The organism is uncultured Methylibium sp. (assembly GCF_902826655.1).
In the GTDB taxonomy this organism is placed as follows: domain Bacteria; phylum Pseudomonadota; class Gammaproteobacteria; order Burkholderiales; family Burkholderiaceae_C; genus Methylibium.
In genome coordinates this window covers 1-16,387 of record NZ_CADEFR010000006.1, presented here as the reverse complement: position 1 = coordinate 16,387, position 16,387 = coordinate 1, and the positions used below count along the sequence as shown (strand labels likewise).

The window sequence follows — 16,387 nt, the reverse complement described above, 5'->3', positions numbered from 1 at the left end:
GGGACCGCGAGCATGGACTTCCCCGTCCACATCCCCTTCGTCGAGCAGCTCGGCTTCGAGCTGCTGGGCATGGCCGACGGCGAGGCCGAGATCGCGGTGACCCTGACCGAGTCGATGTGCAACTCGTTCAAGGTTGCGCACGGCGGCCTGACGATGACGCTGCTCGATGTCGTGATGGCGCATGCGGCACGCAGCGTCAATCGCAGCCACCCGAACTTCGGGCCCGGCGTCGTGACGATCGAGATGAAGACCAGCTTCATGCGACCCGGCCTCGGCCGCCTGCTCGGCAAGGGCCGGCTGCTGCACCGGACCGCGACGCTGGCCTTCTGCGAAGGCAGCGTCGTCGGCGACGACGGCCGGCTGTGCGCCCACGCCAGCGGCACCTTCAAGTACCTGCAGGCGCTGCCCACCGGCGCCCGCGACACCCAGCCGCTGCAACGCCGCCTCGACGGCAGCGGCTCCGACTGATGATCCGACCTAGCGGAGGGCCCATCCCATGGCCACGATGAACCAACAGATCCTGCTCGCTTCGCGTCCCGAGGGCGAGCCGACCGCGTCCAACTTCAAGCTGGTCGAGGCCGCGCTGCCCGAGCTGAAGGACGGCCAGGTGCTGGTGCGCAACCACTACCTGTCGCTCGACCCTTACATGCGCGGCCGCATGAACGAGGGCAAGAGCTACGCCCAGCCGCAGCCGCTGAACGAAGTGATGATCGGCGGCACCGCCGGCGAGGTGGTGGCGTCGAAGAACGCCAATTTCGCGGTCGGCGACCAGGTGGTCGGCATGGGCGGCTGGCAGCTCTACCAGCTGGTCGACGCCAGCCAGCGCGGCGTGCTGAACAAGGTCGACACCCGCCACGTGCCGCTGTCGGCCTACCTCGGCGCGGTCGGCATGCCCGGCGTGACGGCGTGGTACGGGCTGACGCAGATCATCGCGCCCAAGGCCGGCGAGACCGTGGTCGTCAGCGCGGCCAGCGGCGCGGTCGGCGGGGCCGTGGGGCAGCTCGCCAAGGCGCGCGGCGCGCGCGCCGTGGGCCTGGCCGGCGGGCCGGACAAGTGCGCCTACGTCACCGGTGAACTCGGCTTCGATGCCTGCATCGACTACAAGCAGCATCCCGACCTGAAGTCGCTGAGCACCGCGCTCAAGGCCGCCTGCCCGGGCGGCATCGACGGCTACTTCGAAAACGTCGGCGGCATGATCCTCGACGCCGTGATGCTGCGTTGCAATGCCTTCGCGCGCATGGCCTTCTGCGGAATGATCTCGGGCTACAACGGCGAGCCGATCCCGATGCTGCACCCGCAGCTGATCCTGTCCAACCGCATGAAGCTCGAAGGCTTCATCGTCAGCGAGCACATGGAAGTCTGGCCGCAGGCGCTGAAGGAGCTCGGCACGATGGTCGCGACCGGCAAGCTCAAGTACCGCGAGACCGTGGCCGACGGCCTGGCCAATGCGCCCGAGGCCTTCATGGGCTTGCTGAAGGGCCGCAACTTCGGCAAGCAGCTGGTCAAGCTCGTCTGATGGACCACCCCCGTTGCGGCTCCGCCGCGCCCCCTCGAGGGGGCGACGCCAGTGGCCCGGCAGAGCCGGATCCACGGCGTCTGCTGGATGGCAGCGGGGTCGGCGAAGAGTTCCGCGAGGACCTCCGACCGCTGGCCGCGCCCTCGCTGGCGGGGCAGGGCAACGCCGCCGCGCGGCGCGTGCTGAGCGCCGAGGAGCTGGCGCCGCTGACGCGCCTGAACGACGCTCGCTCGCTGGCCGCCGTGGCGCTCACGGTCGCCGTCAGCGGCGCCGCCATCGCCTTCGGCCTCGCGGTCTGGCCGAGCGCCTGGGTGCTGCTGTCGGTGCTGGTCGTCGGCGTGCAGCAGCACGGCTTCTTCATCCTGGCGCACGAGTCGGCGCACTACCGGCTGCTGAGCCACCGCGGCGCCAACGATGCGCTGGGCCGCCTGATCGGCATGACCGGCGGCATCTCGATGTGCACCTACCGCGTGATCCACCGCCTGCACCACAACCACCTCTACGGCCCGCAGGACCCGGACACCGCGATCCACGGCGGCTACCCGCGCGGCGTGGCCTACCTGTGGAAGAAGCTCGCGCAGGACCTGGCCGGCTGGAACGCCTGGAAGACCTATGCCTACTTCTTCGGCGCGCCGGCCATCAACGACGAGCAGGCGGCGCCCGGCGAAGCGGCCCGCACGCAGAAGCTGCTGAACGACACCTCGGCCGAGTTGCGGCGCGCGGCGCGGGCCGATCGCTGGTGGGTGGTGGCGTTCCAGCTCGCATTGCCCGCCGCGGCCCTCGCGCTCGGCGGTTGGCAAGGCCTGGCGCAGTACGCGGTGCTGTGGCTGCTGCCGCTGCTGACGGTGCTGCAGCCCATCCTGCGGCTGCGCGCGATCTGCGAGCACGGCGCGGTCACCGACCTGAGCTCGCCGCTGACCGCGGCGCGCAGCAACCTGACCGGGCGCGCGCAGAGCGGCCGCTTCGGCGACACGCTGCTGAACCTGGCGGGCCGTGCGCTGCTGTTCCCGCACCACGTCAATCACCATCTCGAGCACCACCTCTATCCGGCGGTGCCGCACTACCACCTGCCGCGACTGCACCGCCTGCTGGCCGGGAAGGGCGCGCTGCAGGGCGCCGAGGTGCGCGACCTGTCGGCGACCTTGCGCACGATCTTCGCCGCGCGGCCGCAGCGCCGCGCCACGCTGAGGTCCGCATGAGCGCCGAGCTGATCCTCCACCACTACACGACCTCGCCGTTCTCCGAGAAGGTGCGGCTGGTGCTCGGCGCCAAGGCCCTGGCCTGGCGCTCGGTGCACATCCCCGTGGTGATGCCCAAGCCCGACGTGCTGGCGCTGACCGGCGGCTACCGGCGCACCCCCTTCCTGCAGATCGGCGCCGACATCTACTGCGACAGCGCGCTGATCTGCCGGCTGCTCGACCGGCTCCAGCCCGAACCGCCGCTGTACCCACCCGAATCCGCCGGCACGGCCCAGATGCTGGCCCAGTGGGCCGACAGCCGCCTCTTCTGGGCCGCGGTGCCCTATGCGCTGCAGCCGCGCGGGGCCGCAGCGGCCCTCGCCGACGTCGCCCCCGAAGTGGCCCTGGCCTTTGCCGCCGACCGCGCGGCCTTCACCGCCGGCATGCGCCGGCCGACCCTGGCCGACGCCACCGTCGCGCTGCACAGTTACCTGGCCTGGCTGGAGCTCCATCTCGGCGACGACCGGGCCCACCTGGCCGGTCCGCAGCTCAGCATCGCCGACTTCTCGGTCGCGCATTGCCTGTGGTTCGTGCATCGCGTGCCGCCCGTGGCCGGTGTCCTGCAGCGCCACCCACGGGTGCTGGCCTGGCTGCAGCGCACGCTGGCGCTCGGCCACGGCCGGCCGTCGCTGATGGACAGCGGCGAGGCGATCGCCGTGGCCGCGGCCGCCCCGGGCCACGCGCCGGTCGAGGTGGCGCCAGGACTCGGCTTCGAAGCCGGCGACGCGGTCACGGTCGCCGCCACCGACTACGGGCTCGACCCGACACCCGGCCGGCTGGTCGGCCTGGGCGTCGACAGCGTGACCATCGCCCGCAGCGACCCGCGCGCCGGCCTCGTGCACGTGCACTTCCCGCGCCTGGGCTTCCAGATCAAGAAGGAGAAGATCGAATCATGAAGAGCTTTTCGGGCCGCACCGCGGTCATCACCGGCGCCGGTTCGGGCTTCGGGCTCGAGACCGCGCGCATCGCCGCCCGCGAGGGCATGAACGTGGTGATGGCCGACGTGCAGCAGGACGCGCTGGACCGTGCGGTCGCCGAGATCGAGGCGCTGGGTTCACCGGTGCTGCCGTTCCGCCTGGACGTGGCCAAGTCCGCCGAGGTCGAGGCGCTGGGGGCCGCCGTCCAGGCGCGCTTCGGCGCGCCGCACCTCGTCTTCAACAACGCCGGCGTCGGCTTCGGCGGGCTGATCTGGGAGCACACGCTGAAGGACTGGGAATGGGTCGTCGGCGTCAACCTGATGGGCGTGGCCCACGGGGTGCGCGTCTTCACGCCGATGATGCTGGCGGCCGCCGCGGCCGATCCGGACTACGAGGGCCACGTCGTCAACACCGCGTCGATGGCGGGCCTGCTGAACGCGCCCAACATGGGCGTCTACAACGTCACCAAGCACGCGGTCGTCAGCCTCAGCGAGACGCTCCACCAGGACCTGAGCCTGGTCACCGACCAGATCCACGCGTCGGTGCTGTGCCCGTTCTTCGTGCCCACCGGCATCCACCACAGCCATCGGAACCGGCCGGGCGAGCTGGCCGCGGGCAAGCCGACCCGGAGCCAGCTGATCGGGCAGGCGATGATCGGCAAGGCCGTGGGCTCGGGCAAGGTGACGGCCGAGCAGGTGGCGCAGCGCGTCATGGATGCGGTGCGCGACCGGCAGTTCTACATCTACAGCCACCCGCAGGCGCTCGCCAGCGTGCAGACGCGCATGGAAGACGTGATGCTGGCCCGCAACCCGACGGACCCCTTCGCGGCCAAGCCCGAACTCGGTCAGCAGCTGCGCGCCGCGCTGCGCGCTGCCGACTGAGGCGGCGCCAGCGTCAGTCCTCTCGCGCGAACAGCGCGACGAAGCGCTCGCGCAGCCAGCGCTGGCCGGCGTCCTGGTGGGCCCGGCGGTGCCAGAACAGGCTGACCGGAAAGCGCGGCAGCGCGATCGGGTGCTCGCGCACCACCAGGTCGAACGGTTCGGCGACCCGCTCGGCCAGCGCTTCCGGCACCGTCACCAGCAGGTCGGTGCCGGCCACGATGTGCGGCACCGCGACGAAGTGCGGCAGCTGCAGGCTGACCAGGCGCTTGACGCCCAGGCGGCGCATCAGGGTCTCGACGCGGCCGTGGCCGGTGCCCTCGGACGCGACGGCCGCATGCCGCGCCTTCAGGAAGCGCGCCTGCGTCAGCCGCGTGCCGGCCAGCGGGTGCGCCGCCGACATCAGGCAGACGTAGCGCTGCTCGAACAGCCGGCGCTGGAACACGCCGGAGCCCAGGTCCGGCAGCCAGCCGACCGCCAGGTCCACGCTGCCGCGCGCCAGCGCCTCGCGCAGGTCTAGCGCGCCTTCGCGCACGCTGTGGCGCACGGTCGCGATGCCGACCTGCGGTGCCTCGCGCTGCAGCGCGGCCAGCAGGGTCGGCAGGAAGTAGATCTCGCCGATGTCGGTCATGGCGATGCGGAAGACGCGGTCGCTGCGCGCCGGGTCGAAGGCCGCCGGCGGCGCCAGGCTGGCCTCGAGCTGCGCCAGCGCCTGCGCCACCGACGGCGCGATCCGCTCGGCATGCGCCGTCGGCTGCATGCCGGCCGGCGTGCGGGTGAAGAGCTCGTCGTCGAGCTGCCGTCGCAGCCGCGCCAGCGCATTGCTGAAGGCCGGCTGCGTCAGGCCGACGGCCGCCGCGGCCGGTGCCACGCGGCGCGCGCGGAACAGGGCGTCGAAGACGCGCAGCAGGTTCAGGTCGAGCGGGCGGCTGTCATTCATGGTGTGAATGATGGAAGTCAAGTCGCCAGCCTAGCCTGAATCGGCGACGCGGCCGACAATTCGTCGATGAACGACCGCGCCCCACCGCAGGCCGAGCGTGCCGCGCTCTACGAGCGCATGCGGCCGCTGGGCCTGACGCCGCTGTGGGAAGTGCTGCACGCGCTGGTGCCGCTGCAGCCAGCCGTGCGCACGCAGCCGGCGCACTGGCGCTGGGACGAGGTCCGGCCTTTCCTCGCCGAAGCCGGCCGCCTGATCAGTGCCGAGGAAGCGGTGCGCCGCGTGCTGATCCTCGAGAACCCGGGATGGCGCGGCGAGTCGCGCATCACGAGCAGCCTCTACGCCGGCCTGCAGCTGATCCTGCCGGGCGAGGTCGCGCCCAGCCACCGGCATGCGCAGTCGGCGCTGCGCTTCGTCGTCGACGGCCGCGGCGCCTGGACCGCGGTCGACGGCGAGCGCGTGACGATGGAGGAGGGCGACTTCATCATCACGCCGGCGATGGCCTGGCACGAGCACGGCAACGACGGCGGGCAGCCGGTGACCTGGCTCGACGGCCTGGACATCCCGACCGTCGCCTTCTTCGAAGCCGGTTTCGCCGAGAACGGCAGCGCGGCCCGGCAGGCCGTGACGCGCGTCGAAGGCGACAGCCTGGCGCGCTACGGGCAGGGCCTGCTGCCGGTGGAGGGCGCGCGGCGCTTCGGTGCGACCTCGCCGATCTTCAGCTACCCCTACGCGCGCAGCCGCGAGGCCCTGGCCCACCTGCTGCGTCACGGCGAGCCCGAGGCGGCCCACGGCCATCGCGTGCGCTACGTCAACCCGGCGACCGGCGGCTGGGCGATGCCGACGATCGCGACCTGGCTGCAGGCCCTGCCCGAGCGCCATGCCACGCAGCGCTCGCGCAGCACGGCGGGGCGGGTGTACTCGGTCGTCGAGGGCCGCGCCCGCCTGACCATCGCCGACGACCGACCGGGCGGCGCCAGCGTCGGCTTCGACGTCGGCCCCAGAGACCATGTCGTCGTGCCGCCCTGGCACTGGCTGAGCATCGATGCCGAACGCGAGACCGTGCTGTTCGGCTTCTCGGACGCGCCGCTGCAGCAGGCGGCCGGCCTGCTGCGCGAGGAGACCGCCGCATGAACGCCCCGAACGAGATGCCGCTGCGCTTCGAGCCCGCCGCCGCGCGACGCGAATGGGGCGACGCCCCGACCAGCCGCGCGCCCGGCTGGGTCTACACCGACCCCGAGGTCTACCGCGAGGAACTGGAGCGCTTCTTCTACCGCGGCCACTGGGCCTATGTCGGCCTGGAGTGCGAGGTGCCCGGTCCCGGCGACTTCAAGCGCACCTCCATCGGCGAGCGCAGCGTGATCCTGGTGCGCGGCAAGGACGGCGCGCTCAATGTCGTCGAGAACCGCTGCGCCCACCGCGGCGTGGCCTTCTGCCGCGAGCGCCGCGGCACGGTCAAGGACTTCACCTGCCCCTACCACCAGTGGAACTACGACCTCGAAGGCAAGCTGGTCGGCCTGCCGTTCCGCCGCGGCGTCAAGCGCCGCACCGAGGCCGGCGTCGAAGTGCAGGGCGGCATGCCCGAGGACTTCAAGCTCGAGGACCACGGGCTCACGCGCCTGAAGGTCGCGGCGCGCGGCGGCGCGGTGTTCGCGAGCTTCGACGCCGAGGTCGAGCCGCTGGAAGACTACCTCGGCCCCGCGATCCTGCCCTGGTTCGACCGCTGCTTCGACGGCCGGCCGCTCACGCTCCTGGGCATCAACCGCCAGCGCATCCCCGCCAACTGGAAGCTGATGCAGGAGAACATCAAGGACCCCTACCACCCGGGCCTGCTGCACACCTGGTTCGTCACCTTCGGCCTGTGGCGCGCCGATCAGACCAGCCGCATGGTGATGGACGCGCAGCATCGCCATGCCGCGATGATCTCCACGCGCAACGCCGGCGGCGGCGGTGACGTGACCCAGGGCGTGACCAGCTTTCGCGACCAGATGAGCCTGCAGGACGACCGCGTCCTCGACGTCGTGCCCGAGGCCTGGTGGAACGGTCCCAGCGTCGTGATGCAGACCATCTTCCCGAGCCTGATCGTGCAGCAGCAGGTCAACTCGCTGTCGACGCGGCAGATCATCCCGGCCGGCCCCGGCGCCTTCGACTTCGTCTGGACGCATTTCGGCTTTGCCGACGACGACGCGGCGATGACGCGGCGCCGCCTGCGCCAGGCCAATCTCTTCGGGCCGGCGGGCTATGTCAGCGCCGACGACGGCGAGGTGATCGAGTTCGTGCAGCGCGCCTTCGCGGCGAACGACGGCGCCCGCACGCTGAGCGAGCTCGACGGCCGCGAGGCGAAGGACACGCCGCACATGGTCACCGAGACCCTGATCCGCGGCATGTACGGCTACTGGCGCGGAGTCATGGGCGTATGAGCATGGTGGGCTTCGAGGACTGGCAGGCGCTGCACCAGCTCCACGCCGACCACGCCGCCACGCTGGACCACGGCGACCTGGCGCGCTGGCCCGACCACTACACCGAGGACGCGGTCTACCGCCTGCAGTCGCGCGAGAACTTCGACCGCGGCCTGCCGCTGGCCATCATGGCCTACGAGAGCCGCGGCATGCTGCGCGACCGCGTCGTCGGCGTCGTCGACACGATCTACCACGACCCCTACAGCCAGTGCCACATCGTCGGCCTGCCGCGGATCACCGCCGTGGCCGGCGACGCCGTCGAGACCGAGACGCCGCTGCTGGTGCTGCGCACCAAGCGCGACGCGATGCCCGAGACCCTGCTGGTCGGCCGCAGCATCGACCGCGTCGTGCGCACGCCCGAAGGCTGGCGTTTCGCGAGCCGCGTTGTCGTCTACGACAACGACCTGATCCCCAACTCCATCATCGATCCGGTATGAGCGAAGCTCATTGGCACGACGCCGGCCCGGCCGACGCCGTACCCGACGGCGAGGTCGTCGGCTGCCAGCTCGCCGGCCGCCAGATCGCGCTGGCGCGGCTGGGCAGCGAATGCTTCGCCTTCGACGCCTGGTGCACCCACGGCCAGGCCGCGCTGACCGACGGCTTCGTCGAGGCCGACGGCTCGATCGAGTGCCCGCTGCACCAGGGCCGCTTCGACATCCGCAGCGGCAAGGCCCTGTGCGAGCCGCTGGAGCAGCACCTCCAGACCTTCGCGCTGAAGATCGAGGACGGCCGCGTCTGGGTGCGGCTGGGCTGAACAGCGCTCAGCAGCCCAGCGCCACCGCCTGCACCGGCACGCCGCTGCGCGCGTCGATCACGACGAACTGCACGCGCTGCGGCCGGGGGCCGCTGACCGCATCGGGCAGCGACTTCGGCGTGAAGCGCAGCGGCTGGTCGTCGACCAGCAGCACCTGCTGCAGCTCGCGCACCACCGCGTCGTGCTGCAGGGTCGCGCCGGCGTTCTCGCCGCTGCGCACCTGTGTGCGATGGCCGTTCTCGGTCACGGCCCAGTAGCCCATCAGTTCGGCCGGGGCGCCGGCCCCGCGGCGCGTGAGGCGCGCGACGTAAGCGTCGCCGTCGCGGACGAGGCTCAGGTCCACGGTCGACGCGGCGGGCGTCGGCAGCGCCGGCCAGCGCCGGTAGTCGCGGGCGTTGACCAGCACCTGCGGCGTGTAGACGAAGCTCGCGCCGCTGCGCGATGCCGCGTGGTTCTGGCGCCGCGTCCAGTCCGGGCTGGCGAAGCGGTCGGTCCAGCCGAGGCGGTCCCAGTAGTCGACGTGGAAGGCCAGCGCGATGACGTCGCCGCGGTCCTTCAGCGTGCCCAGCCACTTGTCCGCCGGCGGGCAGGAGTTGCAGCCCTCCGACGTGTACAGCTCGACGACCAGCGGAACCTTGGTCCCCGACCGGGCCGAGCAGGCGGCGGGGTCGGCCGCGGCGGCCAGGGCCGGGATCGACAGCATCAAGGCAGACAGGGCAAGGCGCATCGCGGACTCCGGCAGCGGGCTTCGCCATCAGTCGCGCCATGCTGCCAGACCTTGCACTGCGGGGCTCGTGGCACACTGCGCCGCCCATGAGCCGCCACCGCCCGTCGTTCATCCGCTTCGCGCCTGCGGCCACCCGCTGCGGCGCCGCCCCGCGATGAGCCTCCACGCCGCGCCGCTGCCGGGCCGGGTCGACGAGATCGAGCCGTTCTGGCTGGCCTTCCAGCGCGAATGCAAGGTCAGCGTCGAGGGCTTCTCGGCCAGTGCGCTGGGCCACGACCGCGGGCTGGCCGACCAGCTGGCGGAACTGGTCGCCAGCGGCATCAAGCGCGCGCACGCGACGCTGCGGCGCGACTTCCAGAAGGACCTCGAACCGCTGCCGCAGCCGGGCGACCACCTCGTGGTGCTCGACGGTAGCGGCCGGCCGCGCGCGATCGTGCGCAACACGCATGTCGAGCTGCGCCACTTCAACGAGATCGACGACGCCTTCGCCTTCGAGGCCGGCGAAGGCGACATGAGCCTGGCCTGGTGGCTGACCGCGCACCGCCAGGACTTCGCCGAGCGCGGCGAGCAGGAGGGCTTCGAGGCCGACGAGCGGCTCGAGCTGGTGCTCGAGCACTTCGAGCTGGTCTGGCCCGTGGCGACGACCGGGAGCGCCGCATGAAGCCCGGTCCCGGCCTGCGTGCCCTGGCGACGGCCCTGGGCCTGCTGTCGGCGCCGGTCGCCTTTGCCCAGCCCACCGCCGAACCGATCGAGACCACGCCGGCGCGCATGCGCCTGAACCTCGAGCGCACCGAGCTGCCCGGCAACGAAGGCATGGGCCTGGTCGGCACCAGCTACCTGCTCGAGGTGGTACCCGGCGTCTGGGTCGGTCCGGCGGCCTACGGCGCGATCACCGGCTCGCGCGGCGGCATGTTCACGGTGGGTGCCGAAGCCGGCTGGCAGCGGCCGCTGGTCGGTCCGCTGTCGATCGAGCTCGGCTTCTATGCCGGCGGCGGTGGCGGCGGCAATGCACCGGTCGGCGGCGGCCTGATGCTGCGGCCGCACGTCGACCTGCTGTGGAACATCGGCGGCCAGCAGATCGGCCTGTCGTGGTCGCGCGTGCGCTTCCCGAGCGGTGGCCGCATCGACAGCCGCCAGCTCGGCCTGGTGTGGAACGTCGACACCGAGTTCCGGCGCGTGCCCGCCGCGCGCCTGGGCGAGGTGGCGCGCCACGAGGCGCGCTCCGGCATCGGCTTCGACCGCGTGCAGGCCGTGGCCGGCGTCTACCGCACGCGGGCCGGCAGCATGCGGGTCAGCGGGCCGCCGCTGCCGCGCAACATCGGCTATGCCGGCGCGCGGCTCGAACAGGCCTTCGACGACAACGCCTACTGGGGGCTGGAAGCGGCCGGCGCCGCGAGCGGCGGCGTCTCCGGCTATGCCGAGTACCTGGGCCTGCTGGGCACGGAGTACGGCGTCGCCGGCGACTGGCTGACGCTCGGCGGCCGCGTCGCCGTCGGCATGGGCGGCGGCGGCGATGTCGACGTCGGCGGAGGCCTGCTGCTCAAGGCCGGCGCCTATGCGATCGCGCGGCTGGGCGTCGACCTCGGCGTGACGGCCGAGCTCGGCTGGGCGCAGGCGCCGCAGGGCAGCTTCAAGGCGCTGTACGGCACGGTGGCGCTGAACTGGATCCTCGACGACCGCACCGGCAGCGCGATCCCGGCGCGCACCACCCGCATGGAATGGGTCGGCGGCGTCGAGCGCTACGCGGCCGCACGGCGCGACGGCACGACGCGCAAGCTCGACGCGGTGTCGCTGCGCGTCAACCGCTACATGTCCGAGCGCTTCTACCTCAGTGCCCAGGCGCACAGCGCCTACGACGGCGGGGCCGGCGGCTACTCGGTCGGCCTGCTGGGCGTCGGCTGGCGAACCGACATCGGCTCGCGCTGGCATGCCGGCGTCGAGGCCCTGGCCGGCGCCGCCGGCGGCGGCGGCGTCGACACCGCCGGTGGCGCGCTGGTGCAACCCATGGCCTACATCGGCTACGCGCTGACCCCCGGCGTCGCGCTGCGCGTCGGCGGCGGCCGCATCCAGGGCTTGCGCGGCCCGCTGAAGGGCGACGTGGTCGAAGTCTCGCTGGCCTTCACCTTCGGGGTGACCAGCCGTGGCGTCCGATGATGACCTGCTGAGGGATGCGGCCGTCGTCATCGGCGCCGGCCCGGCCGGCCTGATGGCGGCCGAGGTGCTGGCGGCCGGTGGTGCGCGGGTCGAGGTCTTCGACGCCATGCCCTCGGTCGGCCGCAAGTTCCTGCTGGCCGGCAAGGGCGGGCTCAACCTGACGCACGGCGAGCCCTTCGAGGCCTTCGTCGGCCGCTACGGTGTCCGGCGTGCGGAGATCGAAGGCCTGCTGCGCCGCTTCGACGCCGACGCGCTGCGCGCCTGGGCGCAGGGCCTGGGCATCACCACCTTCGTCGGCAGCTCGGGCCGCGTCTTCCCGGCCGACCTGAAGGCCGCGCCGCTGCTGCGGGCCTGGCTACACCGGCTGCGCGGTGCCGGGGTCGTGTTCCACCAGCGCCATCGCTGGGTGGGCTGGGACGAGACTAGGTGTGCCCGCTTCGAAACGCCCGACGGCGAGCGCATCGTCGAGGCGCGCGCCGCGGTGCTGGCGCTCGGCGGCGCGAGCTGGCCGCAGCTGGGCTCCAACGGCGCCTGGGCGCCGCTGCTGGCGGCGCGCGGTGTCGGCCTGGCGCCGCTGCGGCCGTCGAACTGCGGCTTCGATGTCGGCTGGTCGGACCACTTCCGCGAGCGCCATGCCGGCGCGCCGATCAAGCCGGTGGTGCTGGACTTCACCGCCCGCGACGGCGCGCACTTCCGGCGCCAGGGCGAGTTCGTCGCCACCGCCACCGGCATCGAGGGCAGCCTGGTCTACGCGGCCTCGGCGCTGCTGCGCGAGGAGATCGCCGCGCACGGCGACGCCACGATCCACCTCGACCTGCTGCCCGACCGGGACGCCGGCTTCGTCGCGGCCGAAGTGGCGCGCCCGCGGGGCAGCCGCTCGCTGTCCACCCACCTCAAGAGCCGGCTCGGCATCGCCGGCGTCAAGGCCGCGCTGCTGCACGAGCTGCTGGACCGCGAGGCGATGCACGACCCGGCGCGGCTCGCGTCGGCCCTGAAGGCGCTGCCGCTGCGCCTGACCGCGCCGCGGCCCATCGCCGAAGCCATCAGCACCGCCGGCGGCGTGCGCTTCGAGGCGCTGGACGGGCGGCTGATGCTGCAGGCCGCGCCGGGCGTCTTCTGTGCCGGCGAGATGCTGGACTGGGAGGCGCCCACCGGCGGCTACCTGCTGAGCGCCTGCTTCGCCAGCGGCCGGGTCGCCGGGCAGGGCGCGCTGGACTGGCTGGCCGAGCGGCGACAATAGGCGCATGACTGCCACCCAGCCCATCCACCTCGTCCGCCCCCCCGCCCCGCAGGCTGCGCACGCGCCGCATCCGTCGACCGAGCGCTGGAGCGTCGAGCAGATCGAGGCGCTGTTCGCGCTGCCCTTCAACGACCTGCTGTGGCAGGCCCAGCAGGTGCACCGTGAGCACCACGACGCCAACGCGGTGCAGCGCTCGACGCTGCTGTCGATCAAGACCGGCGGCTGCCCGGAAGACTGCGCCTACTGCCCGCAGTCGGTGCACTACGACACCGGCGTCGAGGCCGACAAGCTGATGGACGTGGCCGCCGTGCGCGCCGCCGCCCAGGCCGCCGTGCAGGCCGGTGCCACGCGCTTCTGCATGGGCGCGGCCTGGCGCGAGCCCAAGGACCGCGACATCGAGAAGGTCGCCGAGCTGGTGCGCGAGGTCAAGTCGCTGGGGCTGGAGGCCTGCTGCACGCTGGGCATGCTGACCCAGCCGCAGGCGCAGGCGCTCAAGGAAGCCGGCGTCGACTACTACAACCACAACCTCGACACCGCGCCCGAGGCCTACGGCCGCATCATCAGCACGCGCGTCTACGAGGAGCGCCTGACGACGCTGGCGCATGCGCGCGAGGCCGGCATGAGCGTGTGCTGCGGCGGCATCGTCGGCATGGGCGAGTCGCGGCGCGAGCGCGCCGGCCTGATCGCCCAGCTGGCCAACCTGGACCCGTACCCGGAATCGGTGCCGATCAACGAGCTGGTGCAGGTCGAGGGCACGCCGCTGGCGGGCACCGACAAGATCGACCCCTTCGAGTTCGTCCGCATGATCGCGGTGGCGCGCATCACCATGCCCAAGGCCTGGGTGCGGCTGTCGGCCGGCCGCCAGGGCCTGGGCGACGGCATCCAGGCGCTGTGCTTCCTGGCCGGCGCCAACTCGATGTTCTACGGCGACAAGCTGCTGGTCACCGGCAACCCGGACGTGGCGCGCGACGACGCGCTGTTCGAGCGCCTCGGTATCAGCCCCTGCTGACGCGGCATCGTCCTACAAGCCGCCACGTCGGCCGGCGACAGCAGCTGGCCCGCGGCTCGCTAGCATCGACGTCGATGCAAAGAAGAACCTTGTTGCGCGGCTCGGCCGCGTTCGCCGCGCTGCAGGCACTGTGGAGCGGCCCCGCCGCGGCCGCCGGCCTCAAGACCCTGGGCGAGGCCCGGCCCTTCGACTACGCCGTGCTCAAGGGCCGCGCCCGCGCGCTGGCCGGTCAGGCCTACGTGCCACCGCCGTCCACGCTGCCGGCGTCGCTGGGCGACCTGGACTACGACCGCTACCAGGCCCTGCGCTACCGCGCCGACCACGCGCTGTGGGCCGGCGAAGGCCGGCGCTTCCAGGCGCAGTTCTTCCACCCGGGCCTGTTCTTCAAGTCGCCGGTGCGCATCCACGAGGTGGTGGACGGCCAGGCGCGCGAGCTGGCCTACGACCCCGAGCTCTTCGACTACGGCAAGAGCGGCGTCGACGGCCGCCAGTTGCCGCGCGACCTGGGCTTTGCGGGCTTCCGGCTCCACTTCCACACCGACCTGCAGCGCGACGTCTCGGCCTTCCTGGGCGCGAGCTATTTCCGCGCGGTCGGCGGCGAGTGGCAGTACGGCCTGTCGGCGCGCGGCCTGGCGGTCGACACCGGCCTGCCGCGGGCCGAGGAGTTCCCGAACTTCGTCGCCTTCTGGCTGGAGCGCCCGCCGGCCGCGTCGAACAGCCTCACGGTCTACGCGCTGCTCGACTCGCCCAGCATCGCCGGCGCCTACCGCTTCGTCATCACGCCGGGCGATACGCAGGTGATGGACGTGGACGCCGCGCTCTACCCGCGCCGGCCCATCGAGCGCCTGGGCATCGCGCCGCTGACCAGCATGTACCAGCACGGCGAGAACGACCGCCGCATGGCCTACGACTGGCGCCCCGAGATCCACGACAGCGACGGCCTGCAGATGTGGACCGGCGCTGGTGAGTGGATCTGGCGGCCGCTGGCCAACCCGGCGAGCCTGCGCTTCAACGCCCATGCCGACGAGAACCCGCGCGGCTTTGGCTTGATGCAGCGCGACCGCAACTTCGACCACTACCAGGACGACGGCGTCTTCTACGAGCGCCGGCCCAGCCTGTGGGTGGAGCCGAAGTCCGGCTGGGGCGCCGGGTCGGTGCAGCTGGTCGAGATCCCGACGGTCGACGAGACCTTCGACAACATCGTCGCGCTGTGGAACCCGAAGCGGCCGCCGCTGCCCGGTGAGGAGCTGCTGTTCGCCTACCGCCTGCACTGGGGCGCCGACGCGCCGGTGCAGCCGCCGCTGGCGCGCTGCGTCGCCACGCACACCGGCCTGGGCGGCGTGGTGGGGCAGCCGCGCAAGTACTGGTCGTGGCGCTTCGCGGTCGACTTCAGCGGCGGCGAGCTGGCGCGGCTGGACCCCAAGGCCAAGGTCGAGCCGGTGATCACCGCCTCGCGCGGCCGCGTCGAGGTCACCTCCGCGCGACCCCTGGCCTCCGTCAAGGGCTACCGCGCGATGTTCGACGTGGTGCCGCCCGATGACGGCAGCGCGCCCGTCGACCTGCGCCTCTACCTGCGCAGCAGCGACGGCCGGCCGCTGACCGAAACCTGGCTCTACGCCTGGAGCCCGCCGCCGGCGGCCGAGCGCAAGCTGATCTAGCCAGACCGGCTACAGCTTGGCGGCGAAGCCGCGCATCTCCTTCTCGGTGTAGCCGCGCAGCGTCTGCGTGCGCACGTTGCCGAGCTGGGCCATCTTGAGCGCGGTCGCCATCACCGCGTCTTCCGGGCCTTCGGTGACCAGCACGATGTCGTAGGCGCCCTCGGTCCAGTGCACGCTCTTGACCGTGATGCCCGCGGCCTCGGCCAGCTGCTTGTAGGCCTGGAAGCGGTCCGGCGAGTCCTTGATCGAGCGCGCGCCCTGCTCGGTGAAGTTGGCCAGCGTGATGAAGGTGGGCATGGTGAGTCTCCTCGTGCGTCCGTCCGTCGCCCCTGCCGCTGGCGCCGCGTGTCCGAGGGGGCGTCGTCGTCGGCCCGGGCACCGCACGCAATGCGCACCAGGTTCTGAGCTTCGGCGGTGGGCGGTGTGATTGCAAGGCGGCGGCTGCCGGGCGCCGCGAGGGAGGGATCGCTGTCAGCTTCCAGCCGCGAATTTTTAGGTCGCCTATCGCGCCACGACCGCCCCCGTCGACAGGCAGCAAGATGGGGTTTTCAGAGGCGGCGAGGGCGGTGATGATGCGAGTCATGCTCGCGCATACACCAACCGCCGCCATCCCTGTCGGTTGGCCTATTTCACTACAAGGGCTTCCCCCGAAGTCAAGCAAATGAAGTCCACGAGCCGCGCAGCGGCTCGATTCACTTCTGGCTTCGTCTTCTTCGACCTATCGCATCACCGCGCAGCAGCGCATCGAGTTGATCAGTCGAGCAAAGGTGCAGACGGACAAACTACAACCGGTCATCGATGCAGCTTCGAGTGCTGCGGACCCTGATGAAAGACGCGCGCAGGAGGGCTCTATGCCGTTTCGTGTGGAACGCGACAGTCTCATCTGACGGCTGCGGCGGC

At 72.2% G+C, this 16,387-nt stretch carries 17 protein-coding genes; 14 read left to right on the top strand and 3 right to left on the bottom strand.

Annotated elements, in window-relative coordinates:
* The first annotated feature begins 12 nt into the window (after nucleotides 1-12).
* Genes QZV97_RS04515 through QZV97_RS04495 form a run of 5 tightly spaced genes read left to right on the top strand, consistent with a single transcriptional unit; the run spans nucleotide 13 to nucleotide 4,552 of the window.
* Nucleotides 13-468: a PaaI family thioesterase gene (locus QZV97_RS04515; RefSeq protein WP_295639108.1), complete on the top strand. Its 456-nt coding sequence runs from the start codon at nucleotides 13-15 to the stop codon at nucleotides 466-468.
* Nucleotides 469-496: 28 nt separating this feature from the next.
* Nucleotides 497-1,516 carry an NADP-dependent oxidoreductase gene (locus QZV97_RS04510; protein WP_295639105.1) on the top strand — a complete coding sequence of 340 codons (1,020 nt, stop codon included), beginning with the start codon at nucleotides 497-499 and terminating at the stop codon, nucleotides 1,514-1,516.
* On the top strand, nucleotides 1,516-2,715 hold the full coding sequence (locus QZV97_RS04505) for a fatty acid desaturase (RefSeq protein ID WP_295639103.1): 1,200 nt from the start codon (nucleotides 1,516-1,518) through the stop codon (nucleotides 2,713-2,715). Before QZV97_RS04510 ends, QZV97_RS04505 begins: the two co-directional genes overlap by 1 nt.
* Entirely contained in the window at nucleotides 2,712-3,650 is a 939-nt protein-coding gene (locus tag QZV97_RS04500) for a glutathione S-transferase family protein (protein ID WP_295639100.1), read from the top strand. Before QZV97_RS04505 ends, QZV97_RS04500 begins: the two co-directional genes overlap by 4 nt.
* The gene (locus tag QZV97_RS04495) at nucleotides 3,644-4,552 is read left to right on the top strand and encodes an SDR family oxidoreductase (RefSeq protein ID WP_295639377.1); all 909 of its coding nucleotides are present in this window, start codon (nucleotides 3,644-3,646) and stop codon (nucleotides 4,550-4,552) included. The genes QZV97_RS04500 and QZV97_RS04495 overlap by 7 nt, the downstream gene beginning before the upstream one ends.
* 13 nt (nucleotides 4,553-4,565) lie before the next feature.
* Here the strand turns inward: QZV97_RS04495 and QZV97_RS04490 are convergent, their stop codons facing one another.
* Nucleotides 4,566-5,489: a LysR family transcriptional regulator gene (locus tag QZV97_RS04490; RefSeq protein ID WP_295639097.1), complete on the bottom strand. Its 924-nt coding sequence runs from the start codon at nucleotides 5,487-5,489 to the stop codon at nucleotides 4,566-4,568.
* A 66-nt stretch (nucleotides 5,490-5,555) separates the two neighbouring features.
* Here QZV97_RS04490 and gtdA point away from each other — a divergent pair, with 66 nt between their 5' ends.
* Genes gtdA through QZV97_RS04470 form a run of 4 tightly spaced genes read left to right on the top strand, consistent with a single transcriptional unit; the run spans nucleotide 5,556 to nucleotide 8,699 of the window.
* The gene (gene gtdA / locus QZV97_RS04485) at nucleotides 5,556-6,620 is read left to right on the top strand and encodes a gentisate 1,2-dioxygenase (RefSeq protein WP_295639094.1); all 1,065 of its coding nucleotides are present in this window, start codon (nucleotides 5,556-5,558) and stop codon (nucleotides 6,618-6,620) included.
* Entirely contained in the window at nucleotides 6,617-7,906 is a 1,290-nt protein-coding gene (locus tag QZV97_RS04480) for an aromatic ring-hydroxylating dioxygenase subunit alpha (RefSeq protein ID WP_295639090.1), read from the top strand. Before gtdA ends, QZV97_RS04480 begins: the two co-directional genes overlap by 4 nt.
* The gene (locus QZV97_RS04475; RefSeq protein ID WP_295639087.1) at nucleotides 7,903-8,382 is read left to right on the top strand and encodes an aromatic-ring-hydroxylating dioxygenase subunit beta; all 480 of its coding nucleotides are present in this window, start codon (nucleotides 7,903-7,905) and stop codon (nucleotides 8,380-8,382) included. Before QZV97_RS04480 ends, QZV97_RS04475 begins: the two co-directional genes overlap by 4 nt.
* Entirely contained in the window at nucleotides 8,379-8,699 is a 321-nt protein-coding gene (locus tag QZV97_RS04470) for a non-heme iron oxygenase ferredoxin subunit (protein ID WP_295639084.1), read from the top strand. Before QZV97_RS04475 ends, QZV97_RS04470 begins: the two co-directional genes overlap by 4 nt.
* 7 nt (nucleotides 8,700-8,706) lie before the next feature.
* Here QZV97_RS04470 and QZV97_RS04465 read toward each other — a convergent pair whose 3' ends face one another.
* Nucleotides 8,707-9,426, bottom strand: coding sequence for a thioredoxin family protein (locus QZV97_RS04465; protein ID WP_295639080.1), 720 nt, complete (start codon nucleotides 9,424-9,426; stop codon nucleotides 8,707-8,709).
* 154 nt (nucleotides 9,427-9,580) lie between these two features.
* On the opposite strand from QZV97_RS04465, the gene QZV97_RS04460 reads away from it, so the two are divergent.
* The 5 genes from QZV97_RS04460 to QZV97_RS04440 all read left to right on the top strand — a co-directional run bounded on the left by QZV97_RS04460 (nucleotide 9,581) and on the right by QZV97_RS04440 (nucleotide 15,487).
* Nucleotides 9,581-10,087 carry an ASCH domain-containing protein gene (locus QZV97_RS04460; protein ID WP_295639076.1) on the top strand — a complete coding sequence of 169 codons (507 nt, stop codon included), beginning with the start codon at nucleotides 9,581-9,583 and terminating at the stop codon, nucleotides 10,085-10,087.
* Nucleotides 10,084-11,580, top strand: coding sequence for a hypothetical protein (locus tag QZV97_RS04455; protein WP_295639073.1), 1,497 nt, complete (start codon nucleotides 10,084-10,086; stop codon nucleotides 11,578-11,580). The genes QZV97_RS04460 and QZV97_RS04455 overlap by 4 nt, the downstream gene beginning before the upstream one ends.
* Nucleotides 11,567-12,820, top strand: a complete 1,254-nt coding sequence (locus QZV97_RS04450) for a TIGR03862 family flavoprotein (protein WP_295639070.1) — start codon at nucleotides 11,567-11,569, stop codon at nucleotides 12,818-12,820. Before QZV97_RS04455 ends, QZV97_RS04450 begins: the two co-directional genes overlap by 14 nt.
* 4 nt (nucleotides 12,821-12,824) lie before the next feature.
* Nucleotides 12,825-13,829, top strand: coding sequence for a biotin synthase BioB (gene bioB / locus QZV97_RS04445; RefSeq protein ID WP_295639066.1), 1,005 nt, complete (start codon nucleotides 12,825-12,827; stop codon nucleotides 13,827-13,829).
* Nucleotides 13,830-13,903: 74 nt separating this feature from the next.
* Nucleotides 13,904-15,487 (top strand): glucan biosynthesis protein, encoded by a 1,584-nt coding sequence (locus QZV97_RS04440; protein ID WP_295639063.1) that lies wholly within the window; start codon nucleotides 13,904-13,906, stop codon nucleotides 15,485-15,487.
* A gap of 9 nt (nucleotides 15,488-15,496) precedes the next feature.
* Here QZV97_RS04440 and QZV97_RS04435 read toward each other — a convergent pair whose 3' ends face one another.
* Nucleotides 15,497-15,784, bottom strand: coding sequence for a GYD domain-containing protein (locus QZV97_RS04435; protein WP_295639060.1), 288 nt, complete (start codon nucleotides 15,782-15,784; stop codon nucleotides 15,497-15,499).
* Between the last annotated feature and the right edge of the window lie 603 nt (nucleotides 15,785-16,387).

Bases quoted from the DNA above. Each gene is read 5' to 3' on its own strand.
- QZV97_RS04505 (WP_295639103.1), top strand. From the start codon at position 1,516: ATGGACCACCCCCGTTGCGGCTCCGCCGCGCCCCCTCGAGGGGGCGAC.
- QZV97_RS04500 (WP_295639100.1), top strand. From the start codon at position 2,712: ATGAGCGCCGAGCTGATCCTCCACCACTACACGACCTCGCCGTTCTCC.
- QZV97_RS04460 (WP_295639076.1), top strand. From the start codon at position 9,581: ATGAGCCTCCACGCCGCGCCGCTGCCGGGCCGGGTCGACGAGATCGAG.
- QZV97_RS04440 (WP_295639063.1), top strand. From the start codon at position 13,904: ATGCAAAGAAGAACCTTGTTGCGCGGCTCGGCCGCGTTCGCCGCGCTG.
- QZV97_RS04435 (WP_295639060.1), bottom strand. From the start codon at position 15,784: ATGCCCACCTTCATCACGCTGGCCAACTTCACCGAGCAGGGCGCGCGC.
- QZV97_RS04490 (WP_295639097.1), bottom strand. From the start codon at position 5,489: ATGAATGACAGCCGCCCGCTCGACCTGAACCTGCTGCGCGTCTTCGAC.
- QZV97_RS04515 (WP_295639108.1), top strand. From the start codon at position 13: ATGGACTTCCCCGTCCACATCCCCTTCGTCGAGCAGCTCGGCTTCGAG.
- gtdA (WP_295639094.1), top strand. From the start codon at position 5,556: ATGAACGACCGCGCCCCACCGCAGGCCGAGCGTGCCGCGCTCTACGAG.
- QZV97_RS04475 (WP_295639087.1), top strand. From the start codon at position 7,903: ATGAGCATGGTGGGCTTCGAGGACTGGCAGGCGCTGCACCAGCTCCAC.
- QZV97_RS04455 (WP_295639073.1), top strand. From the start codon at position 10,084: ATGAAGCCCGGTCCCGGCCTGCGTGCCCTGGCGACGGCCCTGGGCCTG.
- bioB (WP_295639066.1), top strand. From the start codon at position 12,825: ATGACTGCCACCCAGCCCATCCACCTCGTCCGCCCCCCCGCCCCGCAG.
- QZV97_RS04470 (WP_295639084.1), top strand. From the start codon at position 8,379: ATGAGCGAAGCTCATTGGCACGACGCCGGCCCGGCCGACGCCGTACCC.
- QZV97_RS04480 (WP_295639090.1), top strand. From the start codon at position 6,617: ATGAACGCCCCGAACGAGATGCCGCTGCGCTTCGAGCCCGCCGCCGCG.
- QZV97_RS04510 (WP_295639105.1), top strand. From the start codon at position 497: ATGGCCACGATGAACCAACAGATCCTGCTCGCTTCGCGTCCCGAGGGC.
- QZV97_RS04465 (WP_295639080.1), bottom strand. From the start codon at position 9,426: ATGCGCCTTGCCCTGTCTGCCTTGATGCTGTCGATCCCGGCCCTGGCC.